This window comes from Chryseobacterium gregarium DSM 19109, assembly GCF_000430845.1.
Lineage (GTDB): Bacteria > Bacteroidota > Bacteroidia > Flavobacteriales > Weeksellaceae > Chryseobacterium > Chryseobacterium gregarium.
In genome coordinates, this window is sequence record NZ_AUMU01000024.1 from 1 (window position 1) to 22,238 (window position 22,238).

Annotated in this window: 18 protein-coding genes, 1 rRNA gene and 1 pseudogene; 8 read left to right on the forward strand and 12 right to left on the reverse strand. The window is 39.1% G+C overall.

The genetic code is table 11. The annotated features are described in order from the left end of the window. The first annotated feature begins 216 nt into the window (after positions 1-216). Entirely contained in the window at positions 217-594 is a 378-nt protein-coding gene (locus H561_RS0119155; protein WP_027388456.1) for a YchJ family protein, read from the forward strand. Between the two features lie 70 nt (positions 595-664). Here the strand turns inward: H561_RS0119155 and H561_RS0119160 are convergent, their stop codons facing one another. From H561_RS0119160 to H561_RS0119180, 5 genes are all read right to left on the reverse strand, one after another. Beyond that, complete coding sequence (locus H561_RS0119160; protein ID WP_027388457.1) at positions 665-1,165, reverse strand: FKBP-type peptidyl-prolyl cis-trans isomerase; 501 nt, start codon at positions 1,163-1,165, stop codon at positions 665-667. A gap of 112 nt (positions 1,166-1,277) precedes the next feature. Then, complete coding sequence (locus tag H561_RS0119165) at positions 1,278-1,529, reverse strand: VF530 family protein (protein ID WP_027388458.1); 252 nt, start codon at positions 1,527-1,529, stop codon at positions 1,278-1,280. Between the two features lie 77 nt (positions 1,530-1,606). After that, positions 1,607-2,632, reverse strand: coding sequence for an LLM class flavin-dependent oxidoreductase (locus H561_RS0119170; RefSeq protein ID WP_027388459.1), 1,026 nt, complete (start codon positions 2,630-2,632; stop codon positions 1,607-1,609). Positions 2,633-2,779: 147 nt separating this feature from the next. Further along, complete coding sequence (locus H561_RS0119175) at positions 2,780-3,847, reverse strand: acyltransferase family protein (RefSeq protein ID WP_027388460.1); 1,068 nt, start codon at positions 3,845-3,847, stop codon at positions 2,780-2,782. A 15-nt stretch (positions 3,848-3,862) separates the two neighbouring features. Further along, positions 3,863-6,004 (reverse strand): S9 family peptidase, encoded by a 2,142-nt coding sequence (locus H561_RS0119180; RefSeq protein ID WP_027388461.1) that lies wholly within the window; start codon positions 6,002-6,004, stop codon positions 3,863-3,865. Between the two features lie 289 nt (positions 6,005-6,293). On the opposite strand from H561_RS0119180, the gene H561_RS0119185 reads away from it, so the two are divergent. Both H561_RS0119185 and ygiD read left to right on the forward strand, forming a co-directional pair. Next, positions 6,294-6,806: a YceI family protein gene (locus tag H561_RS0119185; RefSeq protein ID WP_027388462.1), complete on the forward strand. Its 513-nt coding sequence runs from the start codon at positions 6,294-6,296 to the stop codon at positions 6,804-6,806. Between the two features lie 127 nt (positions 6,807-6,933). Further along, positions 6,934-7,761, forward strand: coding sequence for a 4,5-DOPA-extradiol-dioxygenase (gene ygiD / locus H561_RS0119190; RefSeq protein ID WP_027388463.1), 828 nt, complete (start codon positions 6,934-6,936; stop codon positions 7,759-7,761). 80 nt (positions 7,762-7,841) lie between these two features. Here ygiD and H561_RS0119195 read toward each other — a convergent pair whose 3' ends face one another. Beyond that, on the reverse strand, positions 7,842-8,111 hold the full coding sequence (locus H561_RS0119195; RefSeq protein WP_027388464.1) for a hypothetical protein: 270 nt from the start codon (positions 8,109-8,111) through the stop codon (positions 7,842-7,844). A 357-nt stretch (positions 8,112-8,468) separates the two neighbouring features. Between H561_RS0119195 and H561_RS0119200 the strand changes: the two genes are divergently transcribed. Further along, complete coding sequence (locus H561_RS0119200; RefSeq protein WP_162143037.1) at positions 8,469-9,638, forward strand: carboxypeptidase-like regulatory domain-containing protein; 1,170 nt, start codon at positions 8,469-8,471, stop codon at positions 9,636-9,638. Between the two features lie 30 nt (positions 9,639-9,668). On the opposite strand, the gene H561_RS0119205 is transcribed toward H561_RS0119200, so the two are convergent. Together H561_RS0119205 and hutH are read right to left on the reverse strand one after the other, a co-directional pair. Next, a complete protein-coding gene (locus H561_RS0119205) occupies positions 9,669-11,165 on the reverse strand; it encodes a S8 family peptidase (RefSeq protein ID WP_027388466.1) in 1,497 nt (498 codons plus the stop codon). A 184-nt stretch (positions 11,166-11,349) separates the two neighbouring features. Then, positions 11,350-12,837: a histidine ammonia-lyase gene (gene hutH, locus H561_RS0119210; protein ID WP_027388467.1), complete on the reverse strand. Its 1,488-nt coding sequence runs from the start codon at positions 12,835-12,837 to the stop codon at positions 11,350-11,352. Positions 12,838-12,966: 129 nt separating this feature from the next. Between hutH and H561_RS0119215 the strand changes: the two genes are divergently transcribed. Together H561_RS0119215 and uvrC are read left to right on the forward strand one after the other, a co-directional pair. Then, on the forward strand, positions 12,967-13,728 hold the full coding sequence (locus tag H561_RS0119215) for a hypothetical protein (RefSeq protein WP_027388468.1): 762 nt from the start codon (positions 12,967-12,969) through the stop codon (positions 13,726-13,728). A gap of 80 nt (positions 13,729-13,808) precedes the next feature. Then, a complete protein-coding gene (uvrC, locus tag H561_RS0119220) occupies positions 13,809-15,602 on the forward strand; it encodes an excinuclease ABC subunit UvrC (RefSeq protein WP_027388469.1) in 1,794 nt (597 codons plus the stop codon). 42 nt (positions 15,603-15,644) lie between these two features. On the opposite strand, the gene H561_RS0119225 is transcribed toward uvrC, so the two are convergent. From H561_RS0119225 to H561_RS0119235, 3 genes are read right to left on the reverse strand one after another with little or no spacing between them, the layout of a single operon-like run. Then, a complete protein-coding gene (locus H561_RS0119225) occupies positions 15,645-16,397 on the reverse strand; it encodes a hypothetical protein (protein ID WP_027388470.1) in 753 nt (250 codons plus the stop codon). 11 nt (positions 16,398-16,408) lie between these two features. Then, positions 16,409-17,488, reverse strand: coding sequence for a putative type IX sorting system protein PorV2 (locus tag H561_RS0119230; RefSeq protein WP_449384741.1), 1,080 nt, complete (start codon positions 17,486-17,488; stop codon positions 16,409-16,411). Positions 17,489-17,503: 15 nt separating this feature from the next. Continuing rightward, complete coding sequence (locus H561_RS0119235; protein ID WP_027388472.1) at positions 17,504-18,382, reverse strand: DMT family transporter; 879 nt, start codon at positions 18,380-18,382, stop codon at positions 17,504-17,506. Between the two features lie 376 nt (positions 18,383-18,758). Here H561_RS0119235 and H561_RS0119240 point away from each other — a divergent pair, with 376 nt between their 5' ends. Both H561_RS0119240 and H561_RS0119250 read left to right on the forward strand, forming a co-directional pair. Continuing rightward, positions 18,759-20,387, forward strand: coding sequence for an acyl-CoA carboxylase subunit beta (locus tag H561_RS0119240; RefSeq protein ID WP_027388473.1), 1,629 nt, complete (start codon positions 18,759-18,761; stop codon positions 20,385-20,387). A gap of 241 nt (positions 20,388-20,628) precedes the next feature. Continuing rightward, positions 20,629-21,854, forward strand: a pseudogene (locus tag H561_RS0119250) (IS3 family transposase). Between the two features lie 135 nt (positions 21,855-21,989). On the opposite strand, the gene rrf reads toward H561_RS0119250, so the two are convergent. After that, positions 21,990-22,097 (reverse strand): 5S ribosomal RNA (rrf, locus tag H561_RS0119255). Between the last annotated feature and the right edge of the window lie 141 nt (positions 22,098-22,238).

The following is a 22,238-nucleotide window of genomic DNA, read 5'->3' on the forward strand; positions in this document are numbered from 1 at the left end:
GCTCTGACTTTCGCTGATGAAACCTGGAAATATTGATTCAAACTGTTTTCCTTTGGCTGAATCCTTATGGCAGAACCCAACAGTTTTTTTGTTGATATGGTACATACTTCTCCCGGAATTATTTTTAAACCCAGATATGATCTCGGTGAAATATTTCTTCTAAAACTATACTATATGATAAAAATTCGTGATTTTTGTAATTTAAAAGTAAATAACATGAACTGTCCCTGCTGTTCAGCAAAATTATATGAAGACTGTTGCCAACCTTACCATACCGGAATAAAAAATGCTCCGACTGCCGAGGCTTTGATGCGTTCGAGGTTTTCTGCCTTTGCCATTCCGAATGGTGAATACTTAATGGAAACCACACTTCCCGGAAAAAGAAAATACCATAACAAAAAAGATTTACAGGAATGGGGCGAAATCAATACATGGACGAAACTGGAAATTATACAGACTCCCGCTTTGAACCATGTTGAGTTTAAGGCTTATTATACGGATCAGGATGGAAATCCGCAGGTTCACCATGAGTTTTCAATTTTTCAGAAAATGCATGAACGATGGTATTATGTTTCGGGAGAGTTTTTAGACTGAATAAAGATAAACAAGCAGATGATTCAAAAAAAATGTCCGACAAAAGCCGGACATTTATATTATGGGTTGTTTAATGAGCCTCGGTTCCGTCAGCTCCATGGGCATGACCATGGGCCAGCTCCTCTTCCGTTGCCGGACGTGTGCTTAAAATTTCCACTTCGAAATCTAATGTTTTCCCGGCCATCGGGTGGTTAAGGTCTGCCACTACAACTTCAGGTGTTACTTCTACGACGAATGCCTGAAAATTATTACCCTCATTATCAGATAAAGGCAAAATAGCACCAACAGGCGGAATTCCGGATTCTTTAAACATATCAACCGGCAACTGCGCGATGGCATCCGGCTGTTTTTCACCGTAAGCTTCTTCTGACTGAATGGTAAAAGCGGCTTTATCGCCAGCCTTTAAACCAAGGATATTTTGTTCAAACTTTGGAATCATCATTCCCACACCATACAAAAACGTAAATGGATTTTCTGCTGTTGTTTCTTCTACAAGAATTTTACTTCCATCCTCTTCGATTGTGTGAAGTATGTAACGTAAAGCTACAACATGATTGTTTTCAATTGTCATATTTTCTCTTTTTTTCGTGAGTCTTTCACGATTAACAGCACAAATATACTATTTTTGAAATAATTGACCGGACAAAGACATTAAGCAATGCAGTTTAAAGCAGAAAGCTTTCTCACTTTTCACGGCTTGTTTCATCCCGTTTTTTCTGTCTCAGCATAAAGAGATACAAACTTTCAACTTTAGTTCTTGCCCAATCTGTTTTCCTTAAAAATTTCAAAGAAGAACTGATGCTCGGATTATCCGTGAAACATTTAATATTGATCTGTTCACCCAATTTCTCAAAACCGTTGTAATACTCTACCAGTTCTTCAAGGATGGCATCAAGTCTTTTTCCGTGAAGCGGATCTCTGGATGGCTGCTGCATAATTTTTTTGTAAAAATAAGCATATTAATCCTGAAATGATAAAAGTTACCTGCTGATGTTCTGCAAAAGGATTGGCACTATAAATTTTTAACAGCCGGCCTTACTTCTTTTCCGAACAGTTCTATGGATTTCATCATGATATCGTAGGAAGGGTCTCCGACATCCATATGACCGATGAAGCGGGTGATTCCGAAAATTTCTTTCATATCAGCAATTTTATCTGCTACCTCTTTCGGATTTCCGATAAATAAAGCTCCGTCTTTGCCCCTGCCGCTTTCATACTGCATTTTTGTATATGGTGCCCAGCCTCTTGCGGAACCGATCCTGTCCATCTGGGATTTATAATTATGAAAATATCCGTCGATTACTTCCGGATCATTACTTACAAAGGTATGGGAGTGAATCGCAATCTGAATTGTATCCTCATCATGACCGGCTTTTTTGTATTCCTGCTTGTAAAATTCGACCAGATTCCTGAATTGGGCCGGCATTCCACCGATAATGGCAACAACCAAAGGCATTCCAAGCTCTGCTGCATTCAGCACTGATTGCGGAGTTCCCCCAACAGCTCTCCAGATCGGAATTTTTCTGCCGTTCTTTGCTCTCGGATACACGGTCTGGTTCTGCATTGGTGCCCGGAGTTTTCCGGACCAGGTCACGTTTTCTTCTGCATTGATCTTTAATAAGAGCTCCAATTTCTCATTGAAAAGTTCTTCGTAATCATTTAATGAATATCCGTATAACGGAAAAGATTCAATAAAACTTCCGCGGCCGACGAAAATTTCGGCACGGCCGTCAGAGATTAAATCCAGCGTCGAGAAATCTTCATACACCTTTACAGGCTCTGAGGAACTCAAAACGGTAACCCCACTGGCCAGTTTTATATTTTTTGTCACGCTTGCCGCCGCCGCTAAAATAATTTCCGGTGACGAAACCGCATAATCAGGACGGTGATGCTCCCCCATGGCAAAAACATCTATTCCTACCTCATCCATGAGTTTTACCTGTTCCAGAATTTCACGGATCTTAACGCCGGCATCACTGTATTTTCCCGTTGCCTGGTCGAATGACAAGTCACCAAACATTCCTATTCCTAATTCCATATTGTTGATTTTATGAATACAAAATTACAGCAATCCATAGTAAAAAGCATTGATGAATGATAAGATCGACGGGGTTAGTACCTATTCAAAAATTTAAGTAAATAACAATTAATGATTTATAAGAACATCATTAAAGCGCATCTGAAGCTATTTTAATTTTAGAAACTGTTTTTCAAAAAGATGATAGGAAAGTACAGAAAATATTACAGTTGACAAAAATGACAATAAAATAACTTCAATCCACCCTATCCCCAATGTATTTCCGATTTTCATAAACAAATTGATGCAGATGGTATGAAACAGGTATAATCCGTAGGTATATTTTCCGAGTCTTCCCGTTATGCTGTTGTCCGGAATCTTAAATACATTTTTATCACCTAGCGTCAAAAGGATTAATCCTGAAAATAAGATACTGAAAAGGAGTGAACTTAATTTCAGATCAGGGATGATATCGGTATTGGCGACTGTGAGAATCACAGCAACCACCACAAAAGCATATGCGTATTTATAAAAGGCAGAAATCCCTTCCAGTTTTTCGATACTCTTCTTTTTAAAAACAAACAGATAAGCCGGAATGGCGCCGAAAGCGAAGTAATGGATATTCGTAAACACATCCAAGGTCTTGATATTATATTGTTCATAAATAATCTGCATTGAAAAAGAGAATACAATACAGCCCAAAAATAACTTAGGAATATTTTTCAATGAAATAAAATAAAATGCCAGCCCCCAGAAAATATAAAAATGCTCTTCTATACACAAGGACCAGATTACCGTCAGTGGCGATACATTCGGAAACTGATGCGTACACATCATCCTGTAGTTTTCAAGAAATGTAAGTGTGAAAAACCAATTCGGCTGATATCCTTTATCGGAATAAGAAAGACTTAAGGAATCCAGTATAACCGGTGTGCACATGGCAAACAGAACCATGGCATAGTACAGAGGCCAGATCCTCAAAATTCTTCTTCTAAAAAATTTCTTTAATGAAACAATCCCCTTGTTATTCATTTTTTCCAGGATCAGAATATAGGTTATCAGAAAACCGCTTAATACAAAGAAAAAAGAAACACCAATCCCGCCTTCTTTAGAGAAACAGTACAAGAAACTGTCTTGCGGAACAGGGGAATGGTGTAGGAAAACCAATAAAAAAGAGAGAAACCTCAGCGAATCAAACGTATGAAAGTGTACCCTCTCTGTTTTTATAAAGTTCATTCTATATCGTTAAGATTATTTTTTCAGGTACTGGTCAAAATAATCTGTTACTTTCTGCATTAAATGGACCCTGTCTTTTCCGGTTACATTATGCTGATGTCCGGGATATACGAAATAATCAAGCTGTACTCCGTTGTCAACTGCAGATTTGATGAATTTAACCGAATGCTGCCAGACCACCACATCATCCTGGGCCCCATGGATCATCAGCAGTTTTCCTTTGAGATTCTGTACTTTATTTAGAAGATTTGCCGTAGCATATCCCTGTGGATTTTCCTGCGGCGTATCCATATATCTTTCTCCGTACATGATTTCGTACATGCTCCAGTCGATTACAGGGCCTCCCGCAACCCCTGCTTTAAAAACTTCAGGATGACGCAGCATAAAGCTGGTGGTCATAAATCCTCCGAAGCTCCATCCGTGAATTCCCATTCTTTCGGCGTCAACGTAAGGAAGGGATTTTAAATATTCCACGCCTTTCATCTGGTCATTCATTTCCGTAGTTCCCAGATTTCTGAACACTGCCTGCTCGAATTTCAACCCGCGGTTGGAAGAACCTCTTCCGTCCATCGTGAAAATGATGTACCCGTTCTGAGCCATATATTCGTACCAAAGGTTTCCTGAAGCCGGGAAAGTATTGGTGACCAATTGTAAATGGGGCCCGTTATACAGATAAACGATAACAGGATATTTTTTATTCGGGTCAAAATTCGTCGGAAGAATGATTTTTCCGTATAAAAGAGTGCCGTCGTCAGCTTTTAGGTTTACATTTTTAATTTCAGGCCTCTGGTAATTTTTCAATGTATTTTCAGCTGTAAGAAGATTATTTGTTTTCAGGGTATTGGTATTGATAATATTGGCAATCCTTGGGGTATTCTCATTGCTGTACACATCATACAGATAATTTCCGTCGCTGCTCAAAATTCCGGTATGCACCCCTTCTGCATTATCCAAACGCTGCATTTTAAAGTTCGTCCAGTTGATTCTGTACAGATGTTTTTCTAATGGGCTTTCTTTCGTAGAAGTGAAATAAATTTCCTCTTTCTTTTCATTAAACCCCAAAATTTCAGACACCAGCCAATCTCCTTTCGTGATCTGGGCGACCAATCCTTTTTCTAAACTATAGTGGAACAGATGATTGTAACCCGTTCTCTGACTCTGCCAGATGAAATCTGTATTCGAATTCGGGAAGAATGTCAGCGGATGTTGCGGCTCAACATATTTATCGCTTGTTTCTTCAAATAAGGTCTTTACTAAATTTCCTGTGGCCGCATCATACTGATTCATTTTCATATGGTTCTGGCTCCTGTTCAGTACGCCCACAAAAATATATTTTGAATCCGGGCTCCAGGTTACCGCCGTTAAGTACTGGTCTTTTTCACCTTCGATCTTTAAAAAAGTTGTCGACTGGGTTTTCATGTTGAAAATCCCCAAAGTCACCTGATGAGAAGTCTGCCCTGCCATCGGATACTTGATATTGTGATTCACGGCGGGAGTTACGGACCAGTCGATAATCGGATAATCGGCCACCATAGTCTGATCCATCCTGTAAAACGCGACACTTTCAGAATTGGGAGCCGGAAAAATTCCCGTATCAATTCCGAACTCGTTTCGATGGACATTGGAAGCGCCGTTCAGAATATTTTCATCGGAATCATTCGTTATGGCAATTGTTTTTCCGTTTTTACTGACATACAGATTATTCTTTACCGTAAAGGCAAAGTTCTGACCGTCAGCAAAGACTTTCATGTTGGAAGCTTCTTTATCCATAGCAACGGTATTTTTCACTTTCCAGTCGTTGCCTGATTTTTCCACCCACATCATCTGGCTATCCGCACTGAAATACCCTTTGGAAGTCCCGGTAAATTTAATCTGAGGGACTGCTTTGAATTTATGGTCTTCAAGGTTTTTATTCAGCTGATATAAAGATACCAGGGTATCCTGCTTATTTGTTTTTAAATTGGTAACCAGATATCCGCCTTTTACCGACTGGATGTATGATTTCCCGTCATCCGACCATGAAAACTGCGATATATTTTTTACGGCAAGGTTGCTTCTCAAACCGTTAACAGCTTCCGCCATCGTAAATTTCTGGGTCTGCGCTATTGCAGAACTGCCCAAAACCATCATCAATAAAGAAAATGTATGTAATTTCATTAGATAAAAATTGAATCCATCAAAAATAAGAAATAAAAACCACCCGTTAATAAATGTTAAAATAAAAACATTCCTGGTGTGGCATCTGTATTTAAAGGAATTTTCTTAATTTACTTGGACGAATTGATTTTGGTTAATTATCTTGAGGTATACACTTATGAAAAATTATACACAATGAAATTTATATTAGAATAAACAAAGCAATTTCATTTCTTATCCTAAATCAATGACTTGTATCAGCCCTTTGCTCTACATTTGCATCATCAATAACAATAAAAAATATAATACAATGGCTACAAAATGGACCTTAGACCCAGCGCACAGTGAAATTACTTTTAAAGTAAAACACATGATGATTTCCAATATCAAAGGAAACTTCACCAACTTTACGGCAGAAATCGATGCTGACGACGATACTTTTGCCAATGCAAAAACAACAGCTACCATTAAGACCGATTCTATCTCTACGAATAATACAGACCGGGACAATCACCTGAAATCTGCAGAATTCTTCAATGCTGAAGCGAATCCTACCATTACTTTCGAATCTTCTGCATTAAATAACGAAGTAACCGGAAACCTTACCCTTAACGGAGTTACAAAACCTGTTGTTCTTGACGTGGATTTCGGCGGTATCAATGTAGATCCTTGGGGAAATACAAAAGCGGGGTTTTCTTTTGAAGGGAAAATCAACAGAAAAGACTTCGGATTAAACTGGAATGCTGCACTTGAAGCAGGCGGTGTTATGGTAAGCGAAGAAGTAAAAATTGCCGGAGAACTCCAGTTTATTAAGCAGGCATAATCCAAAAGACACCTTTCAGATGAGCACCCTGAAATGGGTGCTTCAACAAATAAGATATCATCTTATTTCAGTTAAACCATAAACATAAGGTTCAAGGATTACTAAAACCTTGAACCTTTTTATTATAATGAACCTCAACGACCTTCAAAATATAAGCGGTGCTTTTGGAACTACCCAAAGAATGCCTGTCCTTTTTCTGGGGCACGGCTCTCCCATGAATGCTATTGAAGAGAATCAGTTTGTACAGGGATTCCGAAAGGCAGCGGCTGAAATACCGAAGCCTCATGCCATTTTGTGTATTTCTGCGCATTGGTTTACTGAAGGGACCAGAGTAACTGCAATGGATATGCCTGAAACGATTCATGATTTCGGAGGATTTCCTCAGGCTTTGTTTGATGTTCAGTATCCGGCTCCCGGAAGTCCTGAACTGGCAAGGGAAACTGCTGAACTTTTGACACCGGCCTTAGCGGAAGAAGATCATCAGTGGGGACTTGACCATGGAGCCTGGTCCGTGATTAAGCATATGTATCCTGAAGCGGATATTCCAGTTATCCAGATGAGCATTGATTATACCAAACCTCCCCAGTATCACTTTGATCTGGCAAAAAGATTACATAAACTTCGTGAAAAAGGAATTTTAATTATCGGGAGCGGGAATATCATTCATAACCTCAGGCTGATCGACTGGAGAAATATCCATACGGTCGGTGCCGGATGGGACTGGGCCATCGAAGCCAGGCAAAAAACAAATAACTGGCTTCTGGACGGAAACTTCCAAAGTATAATAGAATACCATAAACAGGGAACTTCTCTGCAATACGCCGTCCCGAGTCCTGACCATTATTTACCTTTGGTATATTCCTTAGGATTGAAAGACCGATCTGAAAACCTTGTTTTATTCAATGATGAATTGATCGGCGGCTCCTTAAGCATGACAAGCGTAAGAATCGGCTAATCAAGGCCGACTGTACAAATCTTCAGAAATTAAAAACCGGAAGACTGCTCCCCCGGTTTTATAATAAGCAAAAACGTTTATTATATTCTTGTAATAGACATCACATGTGGCTGACCGTCAATCGGGCTGTAGATTTCTACAATCGCCTGCCAGATTACTTCTGATGGCGGCATTGATGCATTACATTTGAAACGGTAATTGGTTCCGTTTACCACTTGTGTAGCTACTTCGGTAGGCGTATATTTTACCCCTACAAATCCGCGCATGGCTTCATCGAATACTTTTTGATCTTCTGCAGTAAGAGGGTGATAATTTGTCCATCCTCCTAATAATTGTTCTTGTTGTGACATGTTTATAGTTTTTTGTTTCCTACTCTTATGGCTTTTCGGATGATGCCCCGTTTTAATGGTTTCTGGTCTCCACTGGTTAACGTTTTTTAATACAAGTGATGATAACAGGATTTAAATATCAGTTAAACTGATGGCCAAGGATGTTACTTTCAAATGTATCGTTGTGATCACATGACAAAGCTACTGCAGACCTTTCATATATTTTAGCGTACATCTACCCATTTTTTATTATAGGTATAAGTACCTAATCATGATTTAAAAACAGAAAAATTTACATGAAACTGGGTTAATCTACTAATTATAGAAATGAAACAACAGTTTGTTTTTATCACTAAAAATTTAGTAATATTGCTGATTATGAAAAAAATGGTATTGCTTTTTTTATTTTTATTTCCGCTGTATTTCTCACTGGCTCAGATGATCAAGGGAACAGTGGTCAATGATGCTGACCAGAACATCGGTAATGTAAATATTTATATTGACGGGACCAAAATCGGAACCACCTCAAAGGAAGACGGAAGTTTTACATTATCTCTGCCTGTAAAAAGTTCAGGAAATGTTGTTTTTCAAAAGGAACATTATGAAACTTTTACAACGCCTTCTTCCGAAGTTGTGGGTAAAACATTAAAAGTCGTCCTGCTTAAAAGCAATGATATTGAGGAAGTCACAATTATCCCTTATACAGAAGAAGCATACAGGAATTACATCCATTATTTCCTGGACCAGTTTATCGGGTATGACCGTGAACAGGTGAGAATTAAAAATCAGAGAACACTGAAGTTCGCATATGATAAAAAGAATAAGACGCTGAAAGTAAAGGCTCCTAAAACATTAATCATTGAAAATAAAAATATGGGCTATGAAATAGAATATAACCTGGTGAATTTTTCTGCTGACTTTGATTCTAAAATGGTTAACTGTTCCGGGACAAGCCTTTTCAGAGAAGTAAAAAGCAATCCTAAGATAAAACTGAACCGGATGAATGCCTATGAAGGAAGCCTGCTTCATTTTTTCAGAAGTATATATAACAACACGGTTGCTGCAGATCAGTTTATTGTAAATCATGTGGTAAAAGTTCCCAATCCGAAGTATCCGACTGAAGAAGAACTGAGAACTTTAAAAGATTTTACGGAAACGGTAAAACTGACAAAGACGGTTAGCTTTCCTGATCATATCCTTGATATTTCCCAAAGAAAAAATAACCAGAAACCTTACGCACTGGCCATTATAAAAACCATGATTCCGGATTCTGATTATGTTAAAAGAGGCAGTGACGGCATTCTTTTCAGTTTTAAAGATATGCTTCAGGTGAATTACAAAAAATATGATTATGAACTGAAAGGAAAAGAATTCATAAAAAGTAAAAACATGGTCGTTTTATCCTCATTCCTGCATCCTGAAGGCGAAACCTTTGAAGTTTCAAAAGACGGAAACATCACCACTCCGGATCTGCTGATTACTGAAGGAGATTTTACAAAAAATAAAATTGAAAATATGCTTCCTCTGGATTATCAGCTGGGAGATTAATCCGTGAAATTTCCGTCTTTAAATTATATTTTACTGAACAGCCTGCAAGACATTAATATTTCCGTAGCCGTAATCAGAATTCGGATTGGGGTAATAGGTTGAAGACTGCCTCATTTTATTCAATACCTGATCCCTTGTCCATGATGGGTTTTTAGACCAGACCAATGCCGCAATTCCTGCCGTGGAAGCAGTGGCCACAGAAGAACCGCCGACATAATCTGTCTGCCCGTTGTAATAGCTCAGTACCGGTATGCTGTTTCCCGATGCCCTTTCCATCTGGTAGGTAAAATCAATTTCAGAGCCGGAATGGCAGACATCGCATTTCTGATCCGATGTATTTTCTTTCACTCCGGTGACCGCCTGTGTTTCGGGCATCCAGGCCGGGAAAATAACCCCGACAAAATTAGTAAAGCTTGTGGAAGTTCCGCCTGCGCAGAAGATCAGTTTCCCTTTGGAATAAGCATACTTTACCCCGTCTTCAATTTTGCCGACTGAAAAGATGTGCCCCATAGACATTGAGATAATTTTTACCTGGCTGTTATTTCCCAATTCCGTAAATGCGGTTTTAACTCCATTCTGTTCATGGTATCCTTCCAGTACGACATTTGAAGCGGCTCTGTACGTTACTAAACTGGCATTGTACGCCACACCCACCGGCTGCCCAAGATTATTTCTCGGGGCTGCAGCAGCAGAAGCCATGCTTGTTCCATGGCCGCACTGGTCATTTGCTCCGTCATACCCGCTGCTCCACGGCCATACTGAATCTACATACACCCCGTTTTTAGTGATCGTTCTTCCGGATGAAAGCCCGTTATTTAAGCTGCTTCCCAATAAAGGCTGTTCCGGTGAAACCCCGCTGTCAATAATTCCGATGGTTATTCCGGTGCCGGTGCTGTAGCTCCACGCATTTGTGATATTGTGTTTTGAAAAAGACCATGGCGCTTTTGCGTTCGGGGTTACTGTGGTATAATCCGCTGCATTTAAAGCCGTCGATTCCAATCCGCATCCCGATGATGAAGAGCCTGATTTTGCAGTTCCTCCGAATTTTCTTTCGTTTTCAAAATACCGGTAATCTGCAGGCTCCAGATAGCGGATATTTTTCATCTTACGAAGGGCAATGACGGTTTCCTGCTTCTCAATAGCTACATCAATCTGATTTAAATACGGATCTGAAAACAACAGAACCCTATCTGCTTTCCCTTCGTATTTTTTAATGAGATCTAAAATTTCCTGCTCAGCAGTACTGTTATCCGGGCTCAGACTCCTGTCGAAAGAAGACCCGAAGCCAATGGAAGCCACTTTATTTCCCTGGAAAATCGCACTCCACACAAAATGGTCGGATGATGCATTCCATGAAAACCTTCCTTTAGTCTTAATGGTTTCATTAATTTTATCATTAATCTCTCCTGCAGTCAATGGGTCTTTCTGTACCACTTCTATATTGGCTGCGTTGCTTTGAAGATCGTCTCTGTTACATGCCATAAAAACTGAAAACAGCATGAGTAGGTAAAACACATTTTTTTTCATATACTCTAATTTGGATGACTCTAATATATCACTTTACCCTGAATTACAGAATGTTAAATTTATCTTATCTTCAATTTTATTATGTACAGAATATTAAACTGACAGAAACCGGTCAATTGCTGAAATAAAAAAAACGGACAAAAGTCCGTTTCTATGGTTAAATAACAACAAGTTGATTACAATATTAACTGACAATAAACCGCCTCTCATTAATTAATTCTGCAATAGCCAGCATATCCTCACCGATCAGGCGGTCCTCTTCCAGTTTAGCCACTCTGGAACGGATAACGGCATAGTTCTCTTCAATGAGTTTTGAGCAGGTAGCCGGTCTCCTAAATTCAAGTCCCTGAGCGGCAAACATTAGCTCAACCGCTAAAATGTTGACCAGGTTTCCAAGCACCTGATTGAATTTCCTTCCGGAAATGCTTCCCATCGACACATGGTCTTCCTGTCCTAAACTCGTCGGAATAGAATCTGCGGAAGCCGGGAAACACAGGGTTTTATTTTCCGTTACCAATGCTGCAGACGTATACTGCGGAATCATAAATCCGGAATTCAGTCCTGAACTTTCCGTTAACAGTCTTGGCAAACCGTATTTTCCTTCCAGTAATAAATAACTTCTTCGGTCTGAAATATTTCCCAGTTCAGCCGCTGCCAGGGTTGCATAATCCAAAGGCATTGCCATTAATTGGCCGTGGAAATTCCCTCCTGAAATTGATTCTTCAGCACTTAACACAATCGGGTTGTCTGTCACGGAGTTCAGTTCTGTTTCCGCCATGATCTTCAGATGTTCAAAAGCATTTCGACTTGCTCCGTGAACCTGCGGGACACACCGCATTGAATATGGATCCTGGACCCTGTCGCAATATTCGTGGGACTTTAAATTTTCAGAATTTTTTAAAAACTTCAGCATTCTTGCCGCTACTTTCTGACTTCCCTCAAACGGTCTGATCTCATGAAGTTCTTTTCTGAAGGGGCTGGCTGAACCTCTATAAGCTTCAATACTCATGGCTGCCGTCATATCGGCTAGATCCAGAAGGTATTCAAACTTTTCCAGGCCTTTGATGGCGTGAGCAAGAATAAACTGAGTGCCGTTGATTAATCCTAATCCTTCTTTAGGGCCTAAAATTAACGGTTCAAGATTATTTTGCGACAATACTTCTGCGGTTTGAAAAATTTCGTTTCCTACCCATACTTTCCCCAATCCTAAAAGCGGCAAAACCAGATGAGCCAGCGGAGCCAGATCTCCCGAGGCCCCCACAGAACCCTGTTCAGGAACTACAGGAATAATATCTTTTTCCAGCATCACGATCAGTCTCTCGATGACTTCCAGAGAAACTCCCGAAAACCCTTTTGACAGGGCATGAACTTTCGCAATCATCATGATTTTTGAAAGTTCCTTATCAATGGGCTTTCCTACCCCTACTGCATGGGAAATAATTAAATTATATTGTAACAGCGCTGTTTCATCAGCAGAAATTTTGGTATCGCACAGAGGCCCGAAACCGGTATTGATCCCATACACACAACGGTCTGACTCTACAATCTGCTGTACGTTTTTCTGGGATCTTAAAATCTGCTCTTTTGCCGTCTTATTCAGCTTCGCTTTATTTGGAGTTTTACAGATCTCCAAAACATCATGGAAACTGAAAACATCTACACCGTATATCATTCTCTAAATTTTGTCTTAAAATTAAGCATTTAGCCATAATTGGGAAAACTAATTTTCAACACCTTGTTTTTTATGAAATAACTCAATTAATTCATTATTTTTACCGCCGAAATAAAAAATTAATATCCAATGAAACTTAAAACTTTAATGCTTGCATTATGTCTGGCAGGCACCGCAACTTTCGCACAGAAAGTAAAATATTCCAAAGAAGACATCAAAAAAATGGAAATGTACCTTTTCAACGAAGGCTTCAACACCCCTTCTCCGAGAAAGACATCCACCGTGATTTTAAAAGACGGAAGCACCCACAAAGGATTCTGCAGTAAAATTGATACGAAGAAAGGCCAGATCTTTGAAGTTTCCCTTAAAGACAGCATCTCAAAAAAAGCTGAATTGTTTAATGCGGATCAGATTGCTGAAATGTATGTATATCCAGGAAATGCCGAAAAAATAGCAAAGGTGGCAAAGTATATGGGAAATATCAGAAACTACAGTACCAAAAAATTAACCAAACGAACCAATAACGACAGAATCTACTTCGTCAATCAAACCGTTTCTCTTAAAAATAAAAAAGACGATAAAGAATTCCTGATGCAGGTAATCAATCCCGGTTTTGACGAGATCATTTCGGTTTATCATGATCCGAGATCAAAAGAAACCGGAGGGGTTTCATTTGGCGGCGGCCCTCAGCTTGGCGGCGGTGTGCTCAAATCATACTATGTGAAAAAAGGAGACAAAGTAATGTGGCTTCACAAAGATGATTTTGAGGATAATTATGATTTCCTTTTCGGGGACAATGCCGGATTCATGAAAAAATACCCTAAGAATTCTGTGGAGTGGGATTATTTCAGCTTCCTTGTGAATGCATATACCGAGATGAGCAATAGCTAACCGTCAATTTTAACATAAATTGTAAGGCCATAGAAATTCTGTGGCTTTTTTCTTGCTCTTAAATTGCGTAATTTTGTTATATGAATCCTTCTTTAGAATTACAGCTCAAAACTCTACCCTCTGAACCCGGCGTTTATCGTTATTATGACAAAAACGAGCAGCTGCTGTATGTGGGAAAGGCAAAAAATCTGAAGAAAAGGGTGCTTTCCTATTTCAATAAAAACCTTCCGGGATACCGGACAAGGATTATGGTAGCCAAGATCCAGAGGCTGGAAACGACTATCGTTAATAGTGAATATGATGCCCTTCTGCTGGAAAACAATCTGATCAAGGAGCATCAGCCGTTCTATAACGTCATGCTGAAAGATGACAAAACCTATCCATGGATCTGCATCAAAAATGAAGAATTCCCAAGGATTTTCCTGACCAGAACCAAAATCCGGGACGGTTCGGAATATTACGGCCCGTATGCAAAAGTGCGCCCGGCGAAAATTCTACTGGATACCATCAAACATATTTATAAATTAAGAACCTGCAATCTTAATTTAGCGCCTGCCAAAATCGGGGAAGGAAAATATAAAGTCTGCCTGGAATATCATATCAAGAACTGCAACGGACCTTGTGAAGCCCTGGAGAGCAAAGCAGAATATGATGAAAAAATTGATGCCATCCGCGGGATTGTCAAGGGAGACTTCCGGAAAGCAAAAGAGTACCTTACCGATAAAATGACCGCATATGCTTCCAATCTTCGGTTCGAAGATGCCCAGATTATCAAAGAAAGACTGGATATTCTGGATGACTACCAATCCAGAAACACGGTAGTGAATCCGAATATCGATGATGTGGATGTTTTCGGGATGACAAGTGATGAAACGGCTGCTTACATCAATTTCTTTAAAATCAGGAACGGAAATATCATCCAGAGCTTTACTACTGAAATCAAGAAGATTCTTGAAGAAAGTGATGAAGATATTATGGAGGAGGCCTTGATTGAAATCCGTCAGAAATTTGATTCGGATTCAAAAGAAATACTGCTTCCCTTCCATCTGACTATTGAGATTCCGAATGTTAAACTGATCGTTCCTAAAGTCGGTGACAAGAAACGGATCGTCGAGCTTTCTGAAAAGAATGCCAGGGAATACCGCCTGGAAAAATTAAAGCAGGTACAGATCATCGATCCGGAAAGGCATACCAACCGGATTATGGCGGAAATGCAGAAACTGCTGAGGATGCCTGTTGAGCCGAGGCATATTGAAGGGTTTGACAACTCAAATATTCAGGGAACCAATCCTGTTTCTGCGTGTGTGGTTTTTAAAGACGGAAAGGCCAGCAAAGCCGATTACAGAATCTTTCATCCCAAAACCGTTACCGGTCCCGATGATTTTAAAACCATGGAAGAAGTTATTTTCCGTCGATACAAAAGAATGCTCGATGAAGGCGAATCTCTGCCACAGCTGATCCTGATTGATGGTGGGAAAGGACAACTTTCATCCGCTATAAAAAGTTTAAAGTTACTCGGACTGTACGGAAAAATAACGATCGTTGGTATCGCAAAAAGACTGGAAGAAATTTTCTTTCCGGAAGACCCGATTCCACTGTATCTTGATAAAAAATCGGAAACCCTGAAAATTTTACAGCGCGTAAGGGATGAAGCCCACCGCTTTGGGGTAAGGCATCACAGAACCCGAAGATCCAATTCAACGATAAAATCTGAACTGGAAGGCATTCCCGGAGTAGGCGAAAAAACCATTGAAATGCTTTTGTCCAGATTAAAATCGGTAAAAAGGGTTAAAGAATCAAGTTTAGAAACACTGGAAGAAATTCTCGGGAAAAGCAAAGCACAGGTGGTTTATGATTTCTTTAATAACGGATAAAAAAAGGTTGGAAATGTTTCCAACCTTTTTTTATCTTTAAAATTATTTCTTCAAGAATATTTCCCTGGTATACTCTCCGTTTACCTGTGGAATTTCTATCACAATATTCCCGTTCTCATAATATCCCAGAGTAGCATCACCATTTTGCATTTTTACCCTGAAAACATCATTTTTCGTTGTTACCTTGAATGTAGCAAATGGCGAAGAACTGTTGGTACCGACTAAGATAAACTGGCTGTTATCAATTTGTACTTTCTGATAATCAGTTTTTCCATTGCTGAATTTTACACCATTATTACCGTTATCAGCTGAGGTAGCAGGTGTTATGGCAGGTTGTTCACTTGATTCAGTCTGCTGCACATGCGTCTGCTGCTGTATCTGTACCACCGGATTAGCGGGCGAAATAGAAATATAGGTTTGTTTCAATGCATCCTGGTAACCTTCTTTATACTCCTTGATATTGGAAGCTCCTTTAAAGGATGATATTACTTTATCATTGCAGTCTTTAAATTGTACCAGCACTTTATTGCGTAAAAACCCGCTGTCATTGATGATATCGGCTGCTGCAACACTGCACGGATTATCTTTGGCTTCTGAAGGCCACTGCAGCTTGTCTGCGGGAATAACGGTATAATTCTTACTCTTTAATGTCTTGGTCAGCAACTCCCCTAATCCGAAATCTTCCTTAAAGGTTTCAAATTTGGCAGGAAGCGAAACATATTTATAATCCGAAATTTTTTGCCCGAAAGCAGACATCGAACAGGCGGTTAATATAATGAGTGAAATCTTTTTCATTGAATGTAAATTTAATCGTTTCTGAATTGTCCCATATCCAGTTTCAGGGAGAAGAAGTTGGAATAGAAATTGGATCCTCCGATCCCGGAATTGGTAATGGCATAATCTAAAGTAAGACCTCTGTACTTAATCCCGATCCCTGCACTTGGCTGGAAAGAAACTTTTCTCCTGAGATCTTCAATATCGGTAATCGACTGGAACCGGTTTACTCCCAATCTCACGAAAATCATTTTCTGGTATCCCAGTTCGGCACCGGCATACGGCGTAATACTTGCAAAATCGGTTGAGAGAAGGGCCGCCGTTTTAGCGAAATCTACATTGATACCTGCTTCAGGCAAAACATAAATACTGCTGTTGATCTCGAATATTTTACTGGCCCCGACATTCAGTTTAGGCATCGTAAGTTCCATTTTATCTTTTGGGGCCGGGTTAAATTCTTCCCCGTTTACAATCGTGGAAAGTTCTTTCTGATTCACGCTCCAGAAATTCACTGTGGTGGTAGCATCTCTCAGCATCCCTCCTACTTTCCATCCGTTATCCATTTTGTAGATGGCTCCGATATCGAAACCGAAACCGTATCCGTTCGCAAACTTCCCTACATTTCTGTAAACGATCTTGGCATTGATTCCCACATCCAGTTTGGTATTGCCGCCGGGGTTAAATGCATAAGACAGTATGGCTGCATAATCAGACTGGGAAAATTTGGTAATTTTATCATAATCGATATTTCCTTCCGTATCAATCAGCTGGGTGGTATTTAAAATATTGTCAACACCTAATCTGACTACAGAAACTCCGAAAACCCCTGTTTCCAGAACTTTGGCGTAGGCCAGGTAATCATATTTGGCAATCGATTCAAAATATTCGGCGTGCATCGCTGCTCCCTGCCAGTCCCTTTCAACAGACATCAGCCCCGCCGGGTTCCACATCGGGGAATATACATCATCCTGGTTAGAGACTACAGCGCCTCCCATGGCCAGCCCTCTGGCTCCTGCACCGATATTTAGGAATTCATTGGAATATTTTCTAATGATCTGAGATTGTGACATCCCGAATGCGAGGGAAAATACGAGTAAAAGATATTTTTTCATCATATAGATTGATGCTTAATTTAAAGTTTTTTGTTTCTTAGCTTTTATAAATCCGTTGACAATGATAGCCAGTATCATAACCCCTGAGGCACCGTAAAAAACCGGGCTCATATGTTCTGATTCCCCAAAGATAAAAAAAGCTAGTATAATTCCGTAAACCGGTTCTAAATTAACTGTTAAAATTAGTGTGAAGGGAGAAATATATTTCATCAAATTCACCGATTCCAGCATTGGGAAAGCCGTAAAAACACTGGCCAACAAGAGTATTAACGCAATATCACGGTAACTTATTTCATTCATCTGAAAAATTTGCCCGCTGAACAGATAAATGATCAGCAAAATGAACCATCCGGAGAAAATTTCATAAAAAATAATATTTCCGGAACTTGTCTTCCCAAACATCTTTCCGTTAAAAACAGAAAATACCGTCCCGAAAACAGCACACAGAACGCCATACATAATGCCTTCCTTAAACCTGAATTCCGTTTTGAAAATTAATAAGATGCACGCCACAATTACTACCCCCATGACCACTTCGGAAATATCGATTTTACGTTTAAAAATAACAGGTTCCATAATCGCTGCGAATAAGGTGGACAGAGAAAGGCAGCTTAAGGCAATAGATACATTGGAAACTTTAATGGAATGAAAGAAACAGTACCAGTGAAAGGCCATTGAAAAACCGATTGCCGCCAGCTGAAAGAAAATCTTCTTTGACACTTTAATGCTTTCTTTTTTAACTATCCTGATATAGATATAAAGAAAAATGGCTGCAAACAGCATTCTGTAAAATACAAGAATCTGTGCATTGGCCTGAATAAGCTTTCCCAGAATTGCCGTAAATCCCCATAAAAACACAATCAAATGCAATCTGAAAAGAGCCAATTTATGCATACCTGCTTTCTTTTTAATTTTCTGCAAATTTACAAATCGCTTTTTACAAATACTGTAAATACTTACAGCACCGTTGTTATTTTTTTAAAGATATTATTTCAGGAATAAACTAAATAAAAAAACCCTGAAAATTTGTTCAACTTTCAGGGCCTTCAAATAATAAACTATTAAAAAAATAAACTAGGAACTTAGAGTATTAATAGAGATATCATCTCCATTACTCTGATGTAAATTTAAAAAAAATATCATACATTCAAAAATATATATATGTTAAATATTTCATAATTTTCTGAATACCAACAAATTAAACAATTGTTTTAATTCAATATAAATTCTTTGAAAAATAGTATCTTTAAGCGGAAAAAATTGAAATTTTATGGACATCGAATTCAACAAAAGAGAAGATCAGAACAGATTAAAGTTATCTGAAATAAACCGTTTGCTCTCTGAAATTAAGAAAGGCGGCGGTGAAAAAAGACTTCAGAAAATTCGTGATGAAGGAAAGATGACGGCACGGGAAAGGGTTGATTATCTTCTTGACAAAGGTTCGGATTCCATAGAAATCGGTGCATTTGCCGGTTTTGAAATGTATGAAGAGCACGGCGGATGTCCCGGCGGCGGCGTTGTGGTGGTTATGGGATATGTATCCGGTAAACAATGTCTTGTTGTGGCTAATGATGCTTCGGTAAAAGCAGGAGCATGGTTCCCTATTACCGGGAAGAAAAATCTAAGGGCTCAGGAAATTGCTATGGAAAACAGGCTCCCGATTATCTATCTTGTTGACTCCGCAGGGGTTTATCTTCCGATGCAGGATGAAATTTTCCCGGATAAGGAACATTTCGGCAGAATCTTTAGGAACAATGCTAAAATGAGCTCGATGGGAATCATTCAGATTTCAGCCGTAATGGGCAGCTGTGTTGCCGGGGGCGCCTATCTTCCGATTATGAGTGATGAGGCGATGATTGTTGACAAAACGGGTTCTATATTCCTTGCAGGAAGCTACCTGGTGAAAGCTGCGATCGGAGAAACTATTGATAATGAAACATTGGGTGGTGCCACTACGCACTGTTCCATTTCCGGTGTTACGGATTATAAGGCTAAAGACGACCAGGATGCTCTGAACAGAATTAAAAATATCATGAAATCCATTGGCAGCACTGAAAAAGCCGGGTTTGACAGAATAGAAAGTTTCCAGCCTAAATCAAAGCCTGAGAACATTTTCGGAATTCTTCCGGCTTCAAGAACCGAACAATATGATACATATGAGATTATCAAATGTCTTGTAGACAATTCTGATTACGAAGAGTATAAACCTGATTATGGTAAAAGCATCATCTGTGCAACTGCGAGGATTGACGGCTGGTCTGTAGGAATTGTAGCTAACCAGAGAAAACTGGTTAAAAGCGGAAAGGGCGAAATGCAGTTTGGAGGGGTTATCTATTCAGACTCGGCTGATAAATCCACAAGGTTTATTGCCAACTGTAATCAGAGGAAGATCCCTTTGGTATTCTTACAGGACGTTACAGGCTTCATGGTAGGCTCCAAATCTGAGCATGGAGGAATTATTAAGGACGGAGCAAAAATGGTTAATGCCGTGTCTAATTCCGTTGTTCCGAAGTTTACCGTTATTACAGGAAACTCCTATGGTGCCGGAAATTATGCCATGTGCGGAAAAGCCTATGACCCTAGGTTAATTGTAGCATGGCCATGGGCAGATCTTGCCGTAATGGGCGGCACACAGGCAGCAAAAGTCTTAGCACAGATTCAGGAATCTACCTTAAAAAAACAGGGAAAGGAAATCTCCGCAGAAGAACGGCAGGAAATCTTAGATACCATCTCAAAAAGATATCAGAAACAAACAGAAGCAACATATTCTGCAGCCCGTCTTTGGACGGATGCCATTATTAATCCGGTAGATACCAGAAAATGGATTTCCATGGGTATTGAAGCGGCGAATCATGCTCCTATTACAGAGAAGTTCAATCTGGGAGTGATTCAGGTTTAATCTCTTTTAAACAGATAAAAAAGATCAGTCTCGCCATAATAGTGAGACTGATTTTTTATTTTAAGAATATTCGGATCAAAATAAACTTGGTAATATTCTTCTATTATATTTAGATCCTATTTCCCAGAAAGATACACCATCAGTATGTAGATATATAATTGGATTTATTATAAACCCAAAAGATTGGATATACTAATTTATCTTCCAGTTAAAGTTAAGCATAAAACCTTAATTTTAAAATATGAAACGAGAGCGAAAAATCTACGATCCTGCTTTTAAGACCAAAGCCGTTCAGTTAAGTAATGAGCGGACTAATATCTCAGAACTCGCACGAGAACTGGGAATCGCAGTCACACTACTTTACAAATGGCGCAAAGAGTACGAAGAATTTGGGGAAGGTAGCTTTCCCGGGAATGGCAATTTAAAACTTACACCCGAATAGGAAAAAATCCACGAACTGGAGAAAAGACTCAAAGATGCAGAGCTAGAGCGTGATATATTAAAAAAAGCAATCGGCATCTTTTAGCTTATTTCTTTTATATTTTTTTAAGGTATTCATGAATGCTAAAGCATTTCCAAGAGCGGTCGATGAAATATAAATTCATACAAAATAATGAATGTCTATTTCCGATTGAAAAGATGTTCAATGTTTTAAAATTAAGTTCCAGCGGTTATTATAAATGGAAAAACAGACGCAGTAGCAGTAGACTGCTTTTGAAAGAAAAAATAAAAGATCAAATAACTTCAATTTATTTTTCATCAAAACAACGCTATGGAAGCCCTAGAATTACATTTGAGTTGAATTCTTTAGGATACAAAACATCCCGAATCACGGTGGCAAAATATATGAAGGAGTTAGGCTTAAGAAGTAAATTGAGCAGGAAATTTAAAGTTACCACCAACTCAAAACACAATTATCTGGTGGTGGAAAATGTTTTGGATAGGAACTTTACCGTTGCTGCGTCTTCTGAAGCTTGGGTTTCTGACATCACTTATATTCATACCAAAGAAGGATTTTTGTATTTGACAACAGTTATTGATTTATACGACAGGAAGGTAATCGGATGGAGTTTGAGTGGCGGAATGAATACCGAGGACACAAGCCTTGCAGCCTGGAAAATGGCTGTCAAAAACAGGAAAATAGTTAATGGATTAATTTTTCATAGCGATAGAGGTGTTCAATATGCAAGCAAGAAATTTACAAATACTTTAGAATTTTATGGAATTACAAGAAGTATGAGCCGCAAAGGAAATTGTTGGGATAATGCGGTGGCGGAGAGTTTTTTTAAATCTTTGAAAACGGAACTCATTTATGGCAACAAACTCATTACAAAAAAACAAATGGAGTTGGAAGTTTTCGAATACATCGAAGTCTGGTACAACAAAAAAAGACGCCACAGTGCCCTGAATTACCAAACAATAGAAGAATTTAACAATCAAAATAAAATTTACAAAAATGTAGCTTAACTGATACCGGAATTTTTATTTGCATATTCAGTATCTATGTATTGTTTAAGTCTAGATATTTCTTAGAGTTAAAGTATGTATATATAACAAAAAAACCCCTCTTTCATCGGATGATGAAGGAGGGGTTTAGATAAAGACTGGCGGCGACCTACTCTCCCGCTTTCGCAGTACCATCGGCGCTGGTGGGCTTAACTTCTGTGTTCGGAATGGGAACAGGTGAGCCCCACCGCTAAAACCACCCTAAAGGTTGTATATAGTGTAGGAATGTATTGTTGTATCAGGTATTAATGACTTATATCATTCATACTTTTTACAATCTACATTTTACAAATTTATCGGTAAATATCATCACAAAGGCAAAACCATTGATGCACTTATAAGAAC